Annotated in this window: 22 protein-coding genes and 1 pseudogene; 3 read left to right on the plus strand and 20 right to left on the minus strand. The window is 34.8% G+C overall.

The annotated features are described in order from the left end of the window. Positions 1–25: 25 nt before the first annotated feature. Positions 26–361, plus strand: coding sequence for a L,D-transpeptidase (locus tag CKK03_RS19450; protein ID WP_099364177.1), 336 nt, complete (start codon positions 26–28; stop codon positions 359–361). A 240-nt stretch (positions 362–601) separates the two neighbouring features. Here the strand turns inward: CKK03_RS19450 and CKK03_RS19455 are convergent, their stop codons facing one another. From CKK03_RS19455 to CKK03_RS19470, 4 genes are all read right to left on the minus strand, one after another. Then, a complete protein-coding gene (locus tag CKK03_RS19455) occupies positions 602–1,213 on the minus strand; it encodes a hypothetical protein (protein WP_099364178.1) in 612 nt (203 codons plus the stop codon). Positions 1,214–1,327: 114 nt separating this feature from the next. Next, positions 1,328–2,317 carry an LCP family protein gene (locus CKK03_RS19460; protein WP_099364179.1) on the minus strand — a complete coding sequence of 330 codons (990 nt, stop codon included), beginning with the start codon at positions 2,315–2,317 and terminating at the stop codon, positions 1,328–1,330. Then, on the minus strand, positions 2,307–2,834 hold the full coding sequence (locus tag CKK03_RS19465) for a sigma-70 family RNA polymerase sigma factor (protein ID WP_099364180.1): 528 nt from the start codon (positions 2,832–2,834) through the stop codon (positions 2,307–2,309). Before CKK03_RS19465 ends, CKK03_RS19460 begins: the two co-directional genes overlap by 11 nt. Before the next feature lie 526 nt (positions 2,835–3,360). After that, the gene (locus CKK03_RS19470; RefSeq protein WP_099364181.1) at positions 3,361–3,738 is read right to left on the minus strand and encodes a hypothetical protein; all 378 of its coding nucleotides are present in this window, start codon (positions 3,736–3,738) and stop codon (positions 3,361–3,363) included. A gap of 286 nt (positions 3,739–4,024) precedes the next feature. On the opposite strand from CKK03_RS19470, the gene CKK03_RS19475 reads away from it, so the two are divergent. Next, positions 4,025–5,722 (plus strand): M3 family oligoendopeptidase, encoded by a 1,698-nt coding sequence (locus CKK03_RS19475; protein ID WP_099364182.1) that lies wholly within the window; start codon positions 4,025–4,027, stop codon positions 5,720–5,722. 314 nt (positions 5,723–6,036) lie between these two features. On the opposite strand, the gene CKK03_RS19480 is transcribed toward CKK03_RS19475, so the two are convergent. The 5 genes from CKK03_RS19480 to CKK03_RS19505 all read right to left on the minus strand — a co-directional run bounded on the left by CKK03_RS19480 (position 6,037) and on the right by CKK03_RS19505 (position 9,029). Further along, on the minus strand, positions 6,037–6,237 hold the full coding sequence (locus CKK03_RS19480) for a hypothetical protein (RefSeq protein WP_099364183.1): 201 nt from the start codon (positions 6,235–6,237) through the stop codon (positions 6,037–6,039). A 402-nt stretch (positions 6,238–6,639) separates the two neighbouring features. Further along, a complete protein-coding gene (locus CKK03_RS19490; protein WP_099364185.1) occupies positions 6,640–7,149 on the minus strand; it encodes a GNAT family N-acetyltransferase in 510 nt (169 codons plus the stop codon). A gap of 110 nt (positions 7,150–7,259) precedes the next feature. Beyond that, complete coding sequence (locus tag CKK03_RS19495; protein WP_099364186.1) at positions 7,260–7,757, minus strand: GNAT family N-acetyltransferase; 498 nt, start codon at positions 7,755–7,757, stop codon at positions 7,260–7,262. A 292-nt stretch (positions 7,758–8,049) separates the two neighbouring features. After that, positions 8,050–8,625 carry a hydrolase gene (locus CKK03_RS19500; RefSeq protein ID WP_099364187.1) on the minus strand — a complete coding sequence of 192 codons (576 nt, stop codon included), beginning with the start codon at positions 8,623–8,625 and terminating at the stop codon, positions 8,050–8,052. Between the two features lie 68 nt (positions 8,626–8,693). Further along, positions 8,694–9,029, minus strand: coding sequence for a hypothetical protein (locus CKK03_RS19505; protein WP_099364188.1), 336 nt, complete (start codon positions 9,027–9,029; stop codon positions 8,694–8,696). Between the two features lie 309 nt (positions 9,030–9,338). Here CKK03_RS19505 and CKK03_RS19510 point away from each other — a divergent pair, with 309 nt between their 5' ends. Next, on the plus strand, positions 9,339–10,094 hold the full coding sequence (locus CKK03_RS19510; protein ID WP_099364189.1) for a SurA N-terminal domain-containing protein: 756 nt from the start codon (positions 9,339–9,341) through the stop codon (positions 10,092–10,094). Positions 10,095–10,200: 106 nt separating this feature from the next. On the opposite strand, the gene CKK03_RS19515 is transcribed toward CKK03_RS19510, so the two are convergent. The 11 genes and pseudogenes from CKK03_RS19515 to CKK03_RS19565 all read right to left on the minus strand — a co-directional run bounded on the left by CKK03_RS19515 (position 10,201) and on the right by CKK03_RS19565 (position 17,942). Next, on the minus strand, positions 10,201–10,392 hold the full coding sequence (locus CKK03_RS19515; protein ID WP_099364190.1) for a hypothetical protein: 192 nt from the start codon (positions 10,390–10,392) through the stop codon (positions 10,201–10,203). 193 nt (positions 10,393–10,585) lie between these two features. Then, positions 10,586–11,089, minus strand: coding sequence for a DinB family protein (locus tag CKK03_RS19520; protein WP_099364191.1), 504 nt, complete (start codon positions 11,087–11,089; stop codon positions 10,586–10,588). A gap of 210 nt (positions 11,090–11,299) precedes the next feature. Next, on the minus strand, positions 11,300–12,235 hold the full coding sequence (locus CKK03_RS19525; protein WP_099364192.1) for an NADP-dependent oxidoreductase: 936 nt from the start codon (positions 12,233–12,235) through the stop codon (positions 11,300–11,302). A gap of 159 nt (positions 12,236–12,394) precedes the next feature. Continuing rightward, on the minus strand, positions 12,395–12,745 hold the full coding sequence (locus tag CKK03_RS19530) for a DUF1428 family protein (protein ID WP_099364193.1): 351 nt from the start codon (positions 12,743–12,745) through the stop codon (positions 12,395–12,397). Between the two features lie 40 nt (positions 12,746–12,785). Then, entirely contained in the window at positions 12,786–13,739 is a 954-nt protein-coding gene (locus tag CKK03_RS19535) for an NAD(P)-dependent alcohol dehydrogenase (RefSeq protein WP_099364194.1), read from the minus strand. 410 nt (positions 13,740–14,149) lie between these two features. Next, positions 14,150–14,906: pseudogene (locus CKK03_RS19540) on the minus strand (class I SAM-dependent methyltransferase). 213 nt (positions 14,907–15,119) lie between these two features. Next, positions 15,120–15,395, minus strand: coding sequence for a hypothetical protein (locus CKK03_RS19545; protein ID WP_099364195.1), 276 nt, complete (start codon positions 15,393–15,395; stop codon positions 15,120–15,122). Positions 15,396–15,587: 192 nt separating this feature from the next. Further along, the gene (locus CKK03_RS19550; RefSeq protein WP_099364196.1) at positions 15,588–16,280 is read right to left on the minus strand and encodes an SGNH/GDSL hydrolase family protein; all 693 of its coding nucleotides are present in this window, start codon (positions 16,278–16,280) and stop codon (positions 15,588–15,590) included. Between the two features lie 193 nt (positions 16,281–16,473). Beyond that, entirely contained in the window at positions 16,474–16,662 is a 189-nt protein-coding gene (locus tag CKK03_RS19555; protein WP_099364197.1) for a hypothetical protein, read from the minus strand. Positions 16,663–16,862: 200 nt separating this feature from the next. Then, a complete protein-coding gene (locus tag CKK03_RS19560) occupies positions 16,863–17,261 on the minus strand; it encodes a VOC family protein (protein WP_099364198.1) in 399 nt (132 codons plus the stop codon). Positions 17,262–17,396: 135 nt separating this feature from the next. Next, on the minus strand, positions 17,397–17,942 hold the full coding sequence (locus tag CKK03_RS19565; protein WP_099364199.1) for a DUF1697 domain-containing protein: 546 nt from the start codon (positions 17,940–17,942) through the stop codon (positions 17,397–17,399). Positions 17,943–17,985: the final 43 nt, after the last annotated feature.

Genomic DNA, 17,985 nt, shown 5'->3' on the forward strand with positions numbered 1-17,985 from the left:
ATATTCAAAAATGGAGTTGATCTTTATGGCGAAATGGATTAACGTATCTACACTAAAGCATCAATTAAAACTTTTTGATGGAAACAGGCTCATAAAGTCTTACCCGGTTGCAATTGGAAAGATATTGTCACCAACACCTGCTGGGACATACACGATTATTAATAAACAACATAATCCCGGAGGACCATTTGGAGTGCTATGGATGGGATTGTCAAAACCTCATTACGGTATACACGGAACAAATAATCCTGCTTCAATCGGTAAAAATGTCTCACATGGATGTATTAGAATGTTTAATCATGATGTTCTAGATTTGTCATCTAGAGTTCAGGTTGGTACTCCGGTTGTTATTCATAAATGACCTTGTTAATCCCGTACCCATTAATACCAAGGGTAACTATCTAAAGCATGGGACGAGTCGGATAAACGAATAAAGGGATTTTCAACTTCAGATCGAATTACTAATTATTTGTTTTTAAATGAATTTTATATAATTAAAGGTATATCCTACAGAACACTTTTTTGGTTCACTTCAAATTTGACGAGTTTTCTTTGTATACATTCTGGATCTCCTTTATCTAAGTACCCCGTTCGTACAATGTTAAAAGGTCTTATAAACACCATCTTGATAAACCTTATAATAACCTAAGGTACCAGTTTTGCCAGATACACGCGTAGATACGGAAACGAGTTGTACCGTATAGTATGAACCGTGATCATCCGTCGCAAGTGTCTCATCAACACCGAATGAAACATCATCATCTTTTCCCTCAGAAAGTTGTTGTTTTAGATATTGGATCGCTTTTTCCCCACTTGAAATGACTATAATAGGCTTTCCTTCACTGCTTTCGGTTTTTGGTGTGCTTTCGCCGGATACATCATTTGATGGAGAAGCATCTGTATTTTGTGATTTACTATCTAGTTTAGCCTGATTTTGGGTTGATGTATTATTATCAGGATTATTGGGTTTCTGTGATTGTTTCTCTTCTTCTATTTTATCGCCAGAGTCGCTACTTTCCGAATTATTTATGCGATTATTATTAGACTTCTCTGTACTGTCAGTAGACAAATCTATTGTACTTTTTGATAGATTATTAGATTCCGAACCTTTATTGATTGACGCAGCATCATCTGATGATTTGCTACAAGCAGACATTCCGACTAATAAAACAACTACTAAAGTTACCATTGTAAAAATTTTGTTTTTTCCCATTCTAAGAGCTCCAATCTATTATTTACACATACTCCATGTAAGTTTTTTAAAATCACCAAGGATTTCCTTTTGTCCAGTTCTTATTATAAAAACCTTCTCTACTAAGAATTTTAACTAATTAAATGTGGTTAACTCTTCTGAAACAGAATGTAAAAAATCTTTTTCAAATTTAATATAGTATGCCCCATTTATCATTTCATCTATCATACCTTCGGTTAATGATACCGATTGTATCGAATCAATTTCCATCTCTACTATTTGTTCAACGGGAGCATTCCCTTCTATTTTAGTAGTAGATTGTTTTAATAGTGTTTGTGGTACAGCGTTTTTTATTTGATTAATAACTGCATGAATAAGGTTTACTTGGTTTTCTTCACCCAATCTTCCTACTGTAGCAGCCATCATTAATGCCACGACCTCTTCTCCATTCAAACGATTCTTCCCCTTTTTGAATTCAAATGATACTCTCGACAAAGCTCTTACTTCAATATCTTCCTGCAAGTCGTAATCGATACCATTCACAGAGTCAATCATTGTTGAAAAGGTCTCTAGGTCCATAACAGCGTAATAATCAATTGGTAAATCAAATAGCTTAGAAACTGTTGTTCTTGCATTTTCAGCTCCACCCGAACCGTAAATATAAGCATGTGTCAATTTATCATATAAAGTAGTTCCATTTTTCTTATCCACTATCGGAGAATAAGTATCACGAGGGATAGATAGAACCTTCATCATCTTTTTATCTTCATTAAAACTAAGTAATAGGTTAATTGGTATTCTGTTATTCTCATCTTTTACCATAAATAGCGTGGTAAAAGACTCGTTTTCTTGAGATTCTACTCCACTTGCATGTATTCCGTTGTTATCATTCGTAACGTTTCCTTGAAAGATCGTTGGAATAAACAATAATATACACAAGCCGATCACTAATAAAGAAGCTGTAGGAATGGCGAGTTGTCTTGTAATAGAAACAAGATTTAATTTTTTTGTGTGATTCTCTATTTTATTAATTTTTTCAAACACTTCATTACGGTCTTTTTTCGTAAATCTTAATTCTTGATCAGACATAGTCATAAATCTATCTTTTACTCGTTTATCTTCCATAAAATTCTGCCTCCTTTATCACTGACTCTAATCGTTGTTTCCCTCTTCTTAATCGAGTCTTCACTGTATTAATAGAAATATCTAAAACACTTGAAATTTCATCGGTTTTTAAAGACTCATAGTAATATAGATAAATCACTTCCCGATACACTTTCGGAAGAGAAAAGATATTCTCTTTCATTTCTTCGTTATTATATTTATCAATAATTGTTTTTTCTGGTGATGGTAAGATTGATCTCGTGGTTTCGTTAATAAAACTTCTAACTTGTACCATTTTGTAATTCCAACTTTTTAAATAGTCTTTACATTCATTAATTGTTATGCGATAAAGCCAGGTTTTTATTTGTGCGTCGTATCGAAACGAATCCAGGTTTTTGTAGCATTTTATAAATGTATTTTGCACCATATCTTTAGCAATCTCTGGATCTTTCACATAAGAAAATGCCAATCGTACTAACTCATTACCATATTCAATCATCATTTTTTCTAATATAAAATCTTTTTCTTCTCTGTCCAATCTACTACCCTCCTTTTCAACCTACTTCAATGCTATTAGACGATTATCAAATCATATAGGGTTCAATTTTAAAAACATTTATTTAACAAATTTCATATTATTGGCTTTTATCCTTAAATCGATTTATTTATTACACGATGAAATTTAAGTATCCCATTTTAACCTTCACAAAGCTATCCAGTCCGTTCCCTAATTTTAACAGAAAAAAAGCGATGATCTTTCATAGATCATCGCACAACTTCATTGACCTATTTCTTAAAAGTTTCTAATACTTATTCTATTGGTAATGATTATGCGGAACAAAGAAAAGAGTATTGGACAAGAAATTCCAAAGCTTGAGGATGGTAAACGGAAAATTGAAAAGGAATGAAAAGCAGTATGACACTCATACAGTAAGAAGCAGGTTGAAAAACATGGAGAGGAAGTAAAAAAGCAACTAGTAAGATAGAAACCAACATAGTAAAAAAGGCATTGGTTATCCAATGTCTTTTCGTTCGCTTATAATTTATAATAATCTGATTATTTATTATCCATTCCACGCCGTTATCAAAAAACATAGCGCCGTAATAAAAGATAATGGTGTCATGATAAGCCTCTCCTTTTTACTCTTTGAAAAAGCATTCATGACCGTATTTAGGAATAAATAGAATGCAAAAAAATAACAGACTCCTTTTGCAATAGGTGCAATTAAGCTTAACGAAATTACATTTCCAACTTGTAATATAAACATGATTGCAACCAACTGAATAAGAACGGAAATCAGACAAGCGACTCGCATTTGCTTCGGCATAATTTTATATTTTCCCCCCATTGCAAGATCTCCATAAGGCAACCCTAAAGCTAATAATACATACAAAATAGCCACTGCCAGAAAAGCAATACTTCCAATCCATGCTGTTAACACGATATCACTCTCCCAAAATAATAAACTCTAATTTCCGCCAATACTTATATTTATGTATAACTTTTTTTCTCATTCCTGCTACAGTAGTTAACTCCATTGAAAGTGTAAAATTCAAAGAAAAACTAAATGTGGATACACCTTCCCATATCCACTGGAGATGCTTTAATGAACACAAAAAGGAAAGCTTGAGAAATACCCGCTCCACCCTTTTGGAAAAAACTAGATTTAAGTACTAAGATTCGATAATATAATGATAGAGATAATAAAAAGGGAAGGTGAATTACACATGAAAAAAGATGTAGGTCAAAATTATTATAAAGAATTAATTGATTTAAAAGATGTAGAATTGATAGAAGCTCAATTTCAAAGTTTACTAGATGTTTCAATCAATTCCGTTTCTGACCTTGAAAAGTGGTTACAAGAGGAAAAGAATTTAATGATTAAGATCGCGGAGGCGATGACAGGTCACCAAGTCGACTTTTACCGGAATACAGAGGATCCAGAAATTAAGTCGACCTATCTTCACGACCAACAAGTCATTCAACCACTTTTGATGAAATACGAAGCAAAACTAAATGAGAAATGTTGTGAGTCTTCTTATTTTAATCAATTAGATGAAGTACGCTACGGCTTAATGCGTCAAGTTCGCGAGTCCAAAGTGAAACTATTCAGAGAAGAAAACATCCCATTAATGGTTAGAGAACAAGAGCTCTGTACGAAGTATAGTGAAATTATGGGAGGATTAACTGTTGAATGGGAGGGAGAAGAAAAGCCTTTTCCGTTTATCCAATCTCAACTTGATAATCTTGACAGGAGCGTGCGAGAAAAAGCTTATTACAAGATAGGTTCTGCCTTTCGTCAAATTAAGCCGGATATGGATGCTATCATGGACGAACTCATTCAATTACGCCATCAAATCGCGTTAAATGCAGGGTTTGAAAATTATCGTGATTATATGTTTGTCGCCAAAAACCGTGAGTACAGTGTCCAAGATTGTTATGACTTTCATGAAAATGTAGAAAAACATATTATCCCTGCTTGGAATCGACTCGCCGATGTGTTTAAGTCTAAGCTTGGTGTTGATACATACCGCCCTTGGGACAACACTGCTAAATTGATGAAAAAGCCACCATACGCTGAGGTGTCTACACTTATGGATGGTGTTTCTGAAATGTTAGGAAAGACAGATCCCTATTTTTCAGAACGTTTCGATTACATGAGAGAAAATGGATTATTAGATCTTGGAGATCGAAAAGGGAAAAGCCCAGGTGGTTTCTGTACCTCCTTGCCTGTTTCAGGAGATACCTTTGTATTTGCGAACTTTAGTCCATCCTTTTTCTCACTGATTGCATTAATTCATGAAATGGGACATGCCGTGAATGGATACCTCCAATTTTCTGAACATGGACCTACAGAAGACTACCAGCACCGTATGGAAGTAGCTGAACTGTATTCTCATGGAATGGAATTACTCTTGTTGGATAAGCTAGATCAGTTTTATCCAGAGGAAGAGGATTTTCATAGCGCACAGCGTGAAGAGTTAAGACGAGCATTTACAATGTTATATGGACCATTATCAGGAGACCTCTTCCAGCATTGGATGTATACAAATCCTAACCATACTGCCAAAGAGCGTGACGAAAAATACTTTGAAATCGCAAAACGTTATGGGTTAAACCCTGTTGATACTACTGGGCTAGAGGAAGAAATTGGGATGAGTTGGATTGGCACCCTTCATTACTTTGAAGTTCCTTTCTATAACATTGAATACTCCATCTCGATGCTTGGTGCTCTCGAATTACTTGAGAATTATCAGAAAGACCCTAAGCAAGCTGTCGAATCCTTTAAAAAAGGGGCAAGTGCGGATTACAATCAATCTATCGCAGCTATTTACAAAGAAACTGGTGTCAATTTTGATTTTTCAGAACCTGCTGTGAAGCGAATGGGTGAATTCTTAGAGAAAGTCATTCAAGATATACAATAAAGAGTCTTAGACTGGTCATATAGGGCCAATCGAAGCTTTGTTTGCAAGAAGGCACTACTAGTGTGATTACTAGAAGTGCCTTTTCACTTTACTCGGCAAAGGTTTCCCCCGCTTATTGAGCGATCCTTATTTTATGGTAATTCTACAACTACCCTTCGTATCTACACCTATCAGCTTAACCGAATTCTTATTGCTTTCTGCTTCAAAGCTGAATTCACCTGTTTCACCGGAACTAAAGCTTTTCGAAAAACATTCTCCCTTCATACTTCTCAACTCGATTGTTAAAGATCCTCTTTCTACAACGACCGAATATGTTAAAGTGAATCGCTGCCTTTGCTCAAAGCAAAATAATAATATTCGATCCCATCAAACTTCTTATAAGATACATCTACATGGTCTTCGGACCGCTTCATCACATATTTTCCGTAAGTATTCACTTTAAAACGAATAAGTCCCTTTTTATAAAGTACAACAAATATAGTAATGAGCACACCGACTACGATAAATTCTTCCATCTCCCAGTTCCACCCATTTCTTTTATCTCTTTTGTATCAATACGATACCTTGAATTTGTTTTAGAGGGTTCCAAGAAAGCAGTACATGAGAGCAAAGATAAAAATAAATGTTATGACTGGTCCTAATACATCTTGTCTATGAGTACTTTTTCCATGCTTTAAATTCTTTAAAAAAGTAGTAAAATTAATAAACCACAAAACTCCTAATAACGGTATGACAAGTAAAAGCATAAATACCATCGTTTCGTCCCTACCTTCCAACTTCCCCAAAATGTAATCTATTAATCTGCACTGAGAGTTTAACAATTTCAATAAAAAGGTACGTAATCCTTCTTGGATCAACGCACCCTTTAGTGTAAAAAGCCTTATGAATGTAAACCACTACGAACAAAAAAGCCAATATTATGAGTAGGCGTGTTTGAATACCCAGTTTTTAAAGGATTGATATGCTTGTTCTTGTAATGGCTTCGGGTAAGACATTAATACAAGTGAAACGGGGCTTTGCCCTTCTGCAAGTGCTGGTTGAACATAACCCCACTTACTAAGGCTAAAGCCATTTCGTTCATAAAAACCAGCTCGTCTTTTTTCGATTTCTCCCTCTGTTGGTTCGATTTCAATCACGATAGGCTTTTCCTGTTGCTCGAGAAATGCTTGGAGTAGTTTCGACCCTAAGCCGCCATTGCGAAAGCTTGATTTAACAGCAAAATGCTCGAGGAAGATAAAATCAGGTCCTTCCCATGTGGCAAAAAAAGCAGCAAGCTCATGATCTTTTTCATACACGTATATTTTATAATGAGGATGAGAAAGTAAAGAACGTTGCATTTGGTAAGGCCTATATTCATCACTAGGGAAAGAATCCTCAAATAATTGATAAAGGCTTTCAAATTGTTCTTCTTGTAAAATCGTTAACATGTGGTTCTCCTTGGTGACTTGTTATTTTGTTATTATTCATAGTTTTCAAGTTATATCATAGCATGTTTTGCATTGATTCTTATGAACACTTAGCATTAGTTGAATTAGATTTATAAAACTAAAACCATTAGTTCATCGTCAAAATATTTATCTTCAACTCTTAATCCGTTTTTATCAATACCATAGGTTCTAAATCCTAAAGAATGATATAGATTTTTTGCAGGTTCATTACTTGAAGTTACTGTTAAATAAACTTGTTCAACCTCTTTTATTTCTTGAGCTTTTGAAATAGCTGCAGTCATTAATTGTTTACCAATTCCAAATTTACGATTCTCTGGATACACATACATAGCGACAATGTTTGCTCGATGTTTAGTTTTGATTTTTGTTTCTACTAGTAAAGTGACAACCCCGACAAGTTTGTTTTCAACAAAAGCTCCAAATGTAAAGATATGTTCAATATTCAATCGGTTTTTAAAACTTTCAAGAGAATATTCCTTTTCCTCTTCATAACTGGAACTAAAAGCTTCAGGGTTTGCTTTTAATGCGTCTAATCTTATCTCTCTATAAATTACTGCATCTTTGGGTTGTAGCACTTTAATTTCCATCATTATTCCCCCTGCTCTACTTAAACTATCTGTCCCGATCGGGCGGAATGAATAAAGAAATTCATCCTCACCTTTTCCAGAACTTGAAGATTACTACGAGTATTATTTTTTCCTGTTTTATCCAAAACCCACGTCTTATAGGCTACTTATGCTATGACCTTTTCATGTTTTCCCCAAAAGCGAGATCACATCCACTACTTCCGCTAAGAAATTTACCTTTTTTAAGTTAAATTCAAAAAAACAATTTTGACATCCAATCTTATCGATTTAAAGATTTAATGCAAATTAAACCCTAATCAACGGAAGTCTCAATATAACCAATAATCTGTTCAAGTGTAAACACTGCTAGCGGCTGCTCAAGTTCTTCCCTACCATAATCCATATAACCTATTACATAGGGGACAAGTTTTTTTATGTCGTCGAATTTTACTTCTTCCGTTTCAATGATAGTACCATTTTTACTAATTGCAGCACTTAATTGTTGAGTGTAGCCATTGTAATCTAATAATCTTCCATTTAATAATCGAAAATCGTTGTGATACTGATTAAAAATGCTTTTATCTGCCTCCATTCTGTTTTTTAACCATGGCAAATAAAAGCCTTTTAGCCAAATATCATCAGCAATTAAGTGAGTATAGTAACCCTGTATAAAGTGCGAATCTATATTTGAGCTATATTTATGTATGAATTCTTTGTAGTCAATATAGCGAGAATAGTTATTTACATCACCTTTGTAAAAATGAGATAAGTCTTTAGGTGAAACTGCATCCGCTTCAATGCCTCCTAATAGAAATGATGTTTTATCTTTTATCGATAGGTTATCCGCAATTCTATTCGCAATAACCAGGTGCATAATTCTCGAGCCCAATTTAATCCCCCTTGTTGCTATACTATTAGGTTCTTTAAGGATAATTCTAACTCCTACCTCGTTATCGTTTAATATTTGTAAATATCTACTACCGGACTATATCCTGGATTAAATGTAAAGGGAAGAAAGGTTCCACAAATCCCTATACCTTCAATTAATGTTCTCGTACCTGCTTCATCTTCAAGGATAACGCCCATCTTATTTATAAAAAAATAATCGTCTATCGTTCTATGAACGACTTTTTCCTTCGAATTTTCGTACAGACAACGATCTCCAACACATTCTGTATCGTATTTGCTCGCTAACCACTTATTAAAAGTCTCTGGTGAGGGTTTTGATAATGGTAGAATTAGAAAAAATAGAATAATAGCTAAAGTAAAGTAAATGATTCGTTTTTTTCTCATAAGTCACACCCTTTTATTTCACAAATTTTCCATTAATTACATTTTACATCATGATATTTAAGAATCCCATTAAAACTTTCAATGCCCCTCGTAAATGCAGACATCCCCTTCTTCAAGATATTTACAATTATTCATTTCAAAATGTTTATTATTACAGGATTTAATGATTCATTACCAAATGTTTCAATCCTGTTATAAATATTAAAAAAAAGTACATAGGTTTCTTTTTCGTACGATTAACTTTATAATGGCGGACAAGATGATTTTTAATAAAAAATGATTCTTGTAGCTTTAGGAAGGAGATTGAGTATGAAAAAATTGATGTTTACATTAATAACCGGTCTAATGGTTGTTGTATTAGCAGCCTGTGGAGGAAATGAAGAACGTACAGAAGCTAAAAATAATGATAAAACAAAAACAGAGGAAACGGAACCGCAACAGCAAATGGAAGAAATGCAAAAGAAATTAGAAGCACAGCAAATAGATGAAAAGAAAACGGTTGCCATCGTAAATGATACAAAAATTTTAGGAAGCGACTATAATGGCATTTTATCATCTATACAAGGACAAATGCAGCAGATGGGACAAGATCCGACTTCTAAAGAAGCGGCAGAGCAAGTGAAAAAACAAACCATTGACAGCTTAGTTGGACAAACGCTTCTTCTTCAAGAGGCAGATAAAAAAAGCTATAAAGTTTCAGAAGCAGATATTAAGAAGCGGCTAGACGAAGTAAAAAAACAGTTTAAAACAGAAAAAGAATTCGAATCCGCTCTAAAAAAATCCGGCATGGATATGAAAACTCTCGAAACTCAAATAGCTGACGGGCTTAAACTTAATCAGTACGTTGAGAAAGAAATTCCTACTGGTAAAATAACCGATGAAGAAATTCAAAAAACGTATAACCAATATGCGGAACAAGGTAAGACTACTGGACAAGAAATTCCAAAGCTTGAAGAAGTAAAACCGCAAATCGAACAATCTCTTCAACAGCAAAAACAGCAAGAAAAACTCGCTCAGCATGTAGAAGAGTTAAAGAAAAATGCAAAGATCGATATTAAGATCTAAGATGTTAAACACAAATACTATACCCCTTCAAACGAAAAAGAAGATGAACTCTACTACAAATATGTAGGGTTCATCTTCTTTTTTATTCGCAAATTGCTCCATTAATTTATTTGTCTTTTTTCTCTTCGTTCTTACTTATAGTTATTAGCTTCCACATAACAAAGTGAACCACCGCAAATGTAAGTAATAAATCTCGATATGGCTCATTTGTTCCTCCAATCAATGATGCCAAAATGAAGAACGATCCAAATGATATTAATAGTAGAATAGCAACATACTGTTCAATGCGTAAATTCATTATATTTACCCTCACTTCTTAAACTAATCAACTAAGCGATCTACTAACTTATTTTCTTCAACTACTCAATATAATCCTTCTTCACTCATCTGTCCCTTTTGTTGGATACGGCGTTTTATTAAAGTAATTCACTCCCATTGTTGAAGACACTATAGTTTCTATTAATTTTTCTAGTTTTGTAAGTAGGTAAAACTTATAAATTAATAACTTTTATTTCTAGTTCACACTTCTGACGTAAGTGATGGCGAAAATGCATACCCACAAGCTCGAACCACTCCCTTGCGTTCAGCCAGCCAAAACCTTCATGTTTAACTTTGTAATTGGGATTAATAGCATCTACTCTAGATTCCCATTGCCTCAACCTCTGCATTACCTGATCTAACCTACTCATAAGGTCTTCTTTACTATCTGAATTGCTTGGTGGAGTATTTAGCTCGTCCGGTAACTTGATTTTAATTGGTGGGAACCCTCCAATTTTATATACTTCCTCACCAAAATCCGTTTTTCCAAGCTTTTGCTCTTCCTTTGATTTAGCACAAACTTCCACATTGTCAAGGTACTCAATGGCAACTAGAATCACATGGTCGTACATTTGACCAATGGACCAAACCCCTGTAGCCGATATATATCTTAGTTGCTCAAGTGAATAGTTTTGTAGATCGCTTTTAAATGTTTCAATCAGTTTTAAAGCATTCAATAAATCACCCCTCTACCATTGTCCTACATCTTAATGTTCTTGATTATAAAACAACAATATTTTCACTCTATAATTTGTTTCATCTTTATTCACTAAACTCCTTCGTTAGTATAATTACTTCTACAAAAAAGTGCATTAATCCTTGTTGGATCAACGCACCTGAAAGTTAAATATTCTTTTTCTAATGAAATAGCTTGTACTGTCCACCAATTATTTAACTTTAATTACAATTTTCCCTTTGGCATGATTGGTTTCACTTAACTCATGTGCTTTTTGTAGCTCTTCTGCTGAAAAACCAAATACACTACCCACTTGAGGTTTAAGTATTCCTTTCTCGAGTAATTCGCCTAATTCACCTAGTTGTTTACCATTTGACGTTAACCAATAGGAGCTTGCTGTTACTTGATGCTTTTCTATTAATACTGGATCGGGTTGTCCGGCAATCGTTACTAATCTGCCACCAGGTTTTAATATTTTGAAGCTTTTAGTTAAAATATCGCCACCCATTGTATCAATGACCACATCATAATCACTTAATACTTCTTCAAATTGTTGTGCACGGTAATTAATGAATTCATCCGCACCGAGATTTTTTACATATGCTTCATTTTTCTCACTCGCTGTTGTAGCAACATAGGCACCTAGATGTTTTGCCATTTGAATGGCCAAACTACCTACACCACCAGCTCCTGCGTGTATGAGTACTTTATCTCCTTGCTTGACTTTTGTTTTATCCACTAAACACTGCCAAGCGGTTAGGCCGGCTAATGGAATAGAGGCAGCTTCTTCAAATGTTAAGTTACTAGGCTTTTTGGCAAGTAATTCTTCATCCACTATTGTAAATTCCGCATATGTACCTCTGGGGGTTGTATCCGGTCGCGAAAAAACTTCATCCCCGACCTGAAAATTCTTCACTTCATCTCCAATTTCAACTATCTTACCAGCCACATCCCAGCCAAGGATTATAGGGAATGTCCAATCAAGCATTCCCTTCAAATAGCCCGCACGAAGCTTCCAATCAATTGGATTAATGGAGGTTGCATAAACCTCAACAAGTACTTGGTTTACTTTTATTTCTGGTTTCGGTAGCTCCTGCTCTACTAACACATCTTTACTACCATATTCATTTATGATAACCGCTCGCAAGAATAGCACTCCCTTTTACAAAAAGTATAAGTTTAGTATTTGTTTCTCCTCAGAAGTCATTCCTTCCCGTCAGTGTCTGATAAATTAAGATTTATAAATTTTTTAAAAAAAGGAGGTGCCACTGCTTCTGCCTTTGTAAGAAAAATATTTTTATTTATATTAAACCTTCTCAAATTCACCACGAACAACTCGGCTCATATCTATAACTTGAATCATTTCATTATATAATTCTTCAATTCGCTTATCCGAATCAACTTTTTCCATAACTATTTCGTGATGATGTTTATTAGTAAATGTAGAAACTGAGCACATCAACGTTTCATTTTCATGCAATTCTACCGATGCCTCCATCCCTTTACAACCATAGTTAGCATCTATAAAAGTGCTCTGGAACGTCTCATCTTCAATAGCACCATATTCCTTATAAATAAGAGCTGCCATTTTGTTAATCTCTATAAATCTATCCTTTTTATGTTTCAGGACTGGGTATAAATATAATACATTGTACATAAAAATCTCCCTTTCTGCTTTTCCCCTATGTTTATATATCCTATTTGACCCTAAGAACAATCTTCCCCTTTGTACGTCCACTTTCAATGTGCCGGTGTGCCTCAACAATCTGTTCCAAAGGAAAACATTTTTCAATTACAGGTTTTAATTTTTCTTCCTCCACAAGATCACTTAAGAATTCCAAATCTTTATCGTTTGGTTTCGTAAAATGAGTTTTTGCTTGTTTGCGACCTATTATTGAACCAATCATCAATTGAAGGGGTTGATATCTAGGGGAAAATAAGTGTTCCGTAATATAAATCCCTTTCTCGGTTAAAGAGTTCATGCAACTGAAATATGTTCGCTTTCCAACTGCATCCAGAATAACATCGTACTTCTTTCCATTTTTCGTGAAATCTTCCTTGGTATAATCAAGAACATAATCAGCCCTAAGATCTTTAACCCAATCAAGATTGGATGTACTGCAAACAGCTGTGACCTCAGCCCCAAAATATTTCGCAAGTTGAACAGCAAAATGCCCTACTCCGCCAGATGCTCCATATATTAAGACTCTTTGTCCTTGCTTTACCTTTGCTACATCCCGCAATGCTTGTAAAGCAGTTTGGGCAGCACACGGTATAGCAGCTGCTTCTTCAAAAGTTATGTTTTTTGGCATATGACTAAGTAAACTTTCACGTGGAGAGACATATTCAGAATGAGAACCGAAGCAACTCCCAAAAACATGATCACCCACCTTAAATTTACGAACACTATCACCAACTGCCTCAATCGTACCCGCAACATCTATGCCGAGTATGTGGTTTTTGGGTTTTAATAGTCCATTATCTATCCTTGTAGGATAATAACCCTTTCGGTATAAATAGTCTAAAGTATTAACAGAAGCACTGTGTACACGAATCAACACCCTATCTTGCTCCTTGATAGATGGCTGTTCGACATCATTTATACCCATAACTTCAGGGGAACCAAAAGTTTTGTATATAGCAGCTTTCACCTACATACCTCCATAGTTCTATTTTGTTTGAACTGATCTTAAGTTTATCTTTTCTCTTTCCCATAAAAAGGCGACTGCATCTAAATGACAGCCAAAAATTAAGCGGAGTCATCCACCCTACTACTAAAGTCTCGTTTTTGTTATATTATTTTTATATATTCTAGTAATCAACTTTTATAACCTTCTGAAAAAATTAAAGTTTTTAAAGGCAGAAGGACACATTATGAAAGAAATTGTCCGTCATATATAGTTGCTTGACTAAGGGGATACTCCAAAGGAGAACTGCTTACTATTTTACTAGGCAATTCTCTTTTCTGAGGTAGCACAGGTGAGTTGTTCTTTATTGAACTTAGAGTGAAAATCAAATTTCAACTGCTGTTAGTAATCATCTTACAATTAGTTCTTAATAGTTACACCTTACCCAAATAGCTTCTTGTTATATTTGGCATAATGATGGTACCGTTGTTGCTATATTTTTCAAATAGTTCTGTTAATGCCGTAATGAAGGGATCATACTCTTTGTCAGACTTCTTTGGAGAATAGGACGCAGATAAGTACCTGCCCAGAAATCCTTCTAAAGTAATGTGCAAGTCATTGCGAAAGTAGTTAAGATCATACTTCCCATCTTTATAATATTCATGAAAGGCAATCGGAGCTTCCTCCATACCACCGCTAAATCCTTTAAAATTCGGACAATACTTTTCGCAAACATCAGCACTTTCCTTGTTTATATCACTTGACCCATCACGGCTATTCCAAACAAGGGCCACTTTAGCACCCTCTTTCAAAACCCGCTGACATTCCAATCTGAACTGCTCAAAAGTGGAACCAGTGAAATGCTTGTGCGACTGTCACTAAATCTACACTATTATCATTTAAAGTTGTGTTTTCAGCTGTGGCCTTGACCGAAATAAAACGGGAATCAGGCTTTAACGTTTGTTCTGCCACTTTTCTCATGTCATCATTGGGTTCCACTCCAATTACAGTGTATCCCCTACCAAGTAGCTGCCTACTTATAATTCCAGTACCCGATCCAATATCTGCAATCATACTTTCCTCATTTAGACCGGCTTCAGAAATTAAATATTCAATATATTCAAGAGGGTAACTGGGACGATATTTTGCATATATCTCAGCTTTGTCTGTAAATTTATCTGTCGATTCCATCAAACCACCTTCTCCTTTTTAAGCAATGTAAGTACAGTCATTCAAAACCTTCCCTTGGTTTTGTTATATAATAATTGATTATTTACCAGATCTATCTTATTCGATTTTATCTATTACTCACCGTAACTTGGGAGGAAGTCTGTAGTTAATCACTAAAAAAAGAAGCTTTTCATTAACCTAGGCGATTTGCTTTTAGATAATTTATTGTAAGTTTTATTCGGTAAAATGCCTCACTTCTTCCCATTTAGATTCTGGATCATCATTGTCTGCCTTTTTCCAGACTTGACCACTGTTTGTATCAATTAAGTACACCCAACCATCGTTCACAAGTAACTCATAATTTCCATTTGAAGGGGTAGTTGTATTTGATACTAAAATACCATGCCCTACATTATTAATAGCCTCTGAGATGAACTTAGATGCTACTATAATACTAAAACTCATAATCACTACTGAAAAAAGCAGTAATAAACCCTTTTTATTCCCCAATCACTTCGCCTCATTTCATTTTAATAATCCAAAACCATTTCCACTAACCCGCCCTTAATAACTAAAACCACGATACATGCTTTTGTAGCTCAAACAATATAGTCCATTACGGGTATCTATCTCAAACACGTTTCTCTTATACAATTATTTTAATACTACTAAGGAAAAGACATTGTTTTGTTACCCCTAATACTATTTAATGGAATTATCGTCGTTAAATAATAGTTGATCTATCATAATTGAATATTGGGCCGCAACGAGTGCTGCACCTGTACTATTTAGATGAATGCCGTCTAACGTTAAGTGAAGTCCTCTTTTTTTTGATAACCGGTCGATGTTAACTGAATTTTTATAGAAGAGAACATCCATCATCACTCTCATAACGTTGATATTGAGGTAATCTGAACTAGTGACGTTAGAAAGGTGTTTCTCAAATACGGAATGCATATCTAAGAAACTTACATTGGGATGATCACTTAAGAGGGATTGGATGATGGAAGTTAAGTTTTTTATTTCTTTATCATTTTGTGAAGTTTCACCCACTAAAGCTGGCGAGACCGTAACTACTTGTTTAGTAGACGCCATAACCATATCTAAAACTTTGTTATAATACTCCCTAAATTCTTCGGGATCCTTTGCAACAGGCTGTGCTTGGACTTTCAACAATTTGGAATATACATCATTGACTCCAATCCAAAGGAAAATAAGATCATAGTTTGTTACTAATTTTGTTTTGGTTATACGGGCATGCAAACTTTTAACTGTTTCCCCTGGTTTGCCAAGATTATCAAAAGAAATACTTGGATAGTTTTCTTTTAAAATCTCAACAAAAGATACTCCAGGACGTCCTTCGGTTAAACTATCACCTATCAGTCCAATTTTCATGGTTTAATTCCTCCTTTTCTATTGAACATACATCGGCCATGATTCTATGATTCTATTCGTTTCCTTTTTACCTTCCTCTTCTGGGAATCGGACACGATTCGGACGCTTGCGTTACCCCTTCACCTGCCTCAAGCGACAATCGGGCATGATTGCTTGTTTTATCCAGAGGCTCAAGTAGAATTCACCTGTTTCGTTAGTTTAAAAACATCATCAAAAGTGAGGGAAATAATGTTGCAACGAATAAAAGTAGAACTAAACCAGTAAACATATATGTCACATATTTCTTTCTATTTACACCTTCTCTTAATTCCCACAATCCTATTGTAATGAAATATAAACCTATCATTGAAATAATTACGGGTAGCATAACAAAAATATTCATCTATTGGTCCCCTTTTATTATTTGTTTTTCTTCACAGCCCATAGTTAATATTAACATAATATTCCAAATCCACATACAATTTTCGTGCTCATAAATAAAGCGACTGCCTAAAAAAAGGTGCCTTAATCCTTCTAGGATCAACGCACCTGTTGGTTTTAAATTATGTTTTTTATTGTTATGAAGACGGTATTAGATACTTACTACTTAGGTAGATTTAGTTGCCACGAAACTCCAAAACGGTCATTTAACCAGCCAAATTTCTTACTGAAACCATAATCTCCTAGTGGCATAAGTGCTTGTCCGCCTTCGTTCAATTTCTGATAAAGATTATCAAGTTCTTCTTCCGTACTACAAGTAACAAATAGTGAGAACGAAGGTGTGAAGGAAAACTGATGTTTGATATTACTGTCGATGCACATAACTTCTTGACCTTTTAAAGTGAAGGTTGCTTGCATCACAGTTCCTTCATCCCCACTTTCATTGGCACCATATCGAACAATACTGGTAATTGACGAATCCTCAATCAAAGACGTATAAAAATTCATTGCTTCTTCTGCTTTGCCATCTTGAAACATTAAAAATGGTGTGACCTTTTCCATTATGTATCTACTCCTTTTTGTTGTATCTATTTACTAATTATAATTCAACTTATATTATAATACCCATTCTTTAACTTACCTGCCGATTCACCTTGCCAAAATCATAAAAATTAATTGAATGATTTAATCGGCTGTCTATCTGTTTTGAGCTTCCATGAGTTCATATATTTTACGAGCCGTGTTGACATTTCTTACAGTAACTTGCTTGTAGATCTTTGTTCCAATGATCTTTGACATGCCACTTTTGTTTGCATTTTTCTTTTCAATGGACCATAGAATCGCACCTGGGACATATTTCACCGTGTCAATCGTTGGTTTGATAACCAGACTCTCAAGTACAGTTTCATCATCAATTTCATCCGATAAAAACATGACATCACTTTTCATGTCTTTGTCATTTTTCCATGTGTCAGGAATTGCGTGAATGATTCCTCTGACATCATCGATACTTCGAACGACTACTTTAATTCGTAATCCGAAATCATCATGGATTGCTTCTTCCAAAATACGTGATAGCTCCGTTTTTGATTGGTCATCAGATGAAAAAATAATATTACCCGTATTGATGTAGGTCACCACATCCTTCATCCCGACTCGTTCAAAGGTTTGTTTAAGCACCTTCATGTCAATTTTATTGTTTCCCCCCACATTGATTCCACGAAGAAGTGCGATATAAACCATAACAATCTTCCTTTCACCTTTTTACTTAATCGTTCTGTTTTTA

This window comes from Fredinandcohnia onubensis, from assembly GCF_002734215.1.
GTDB lineage: Bacteria > Bacillota > Bacilli > Bacillales > Bacillaceae_L > Ferdinandcohnia > Ferdinandcohnia onubensis.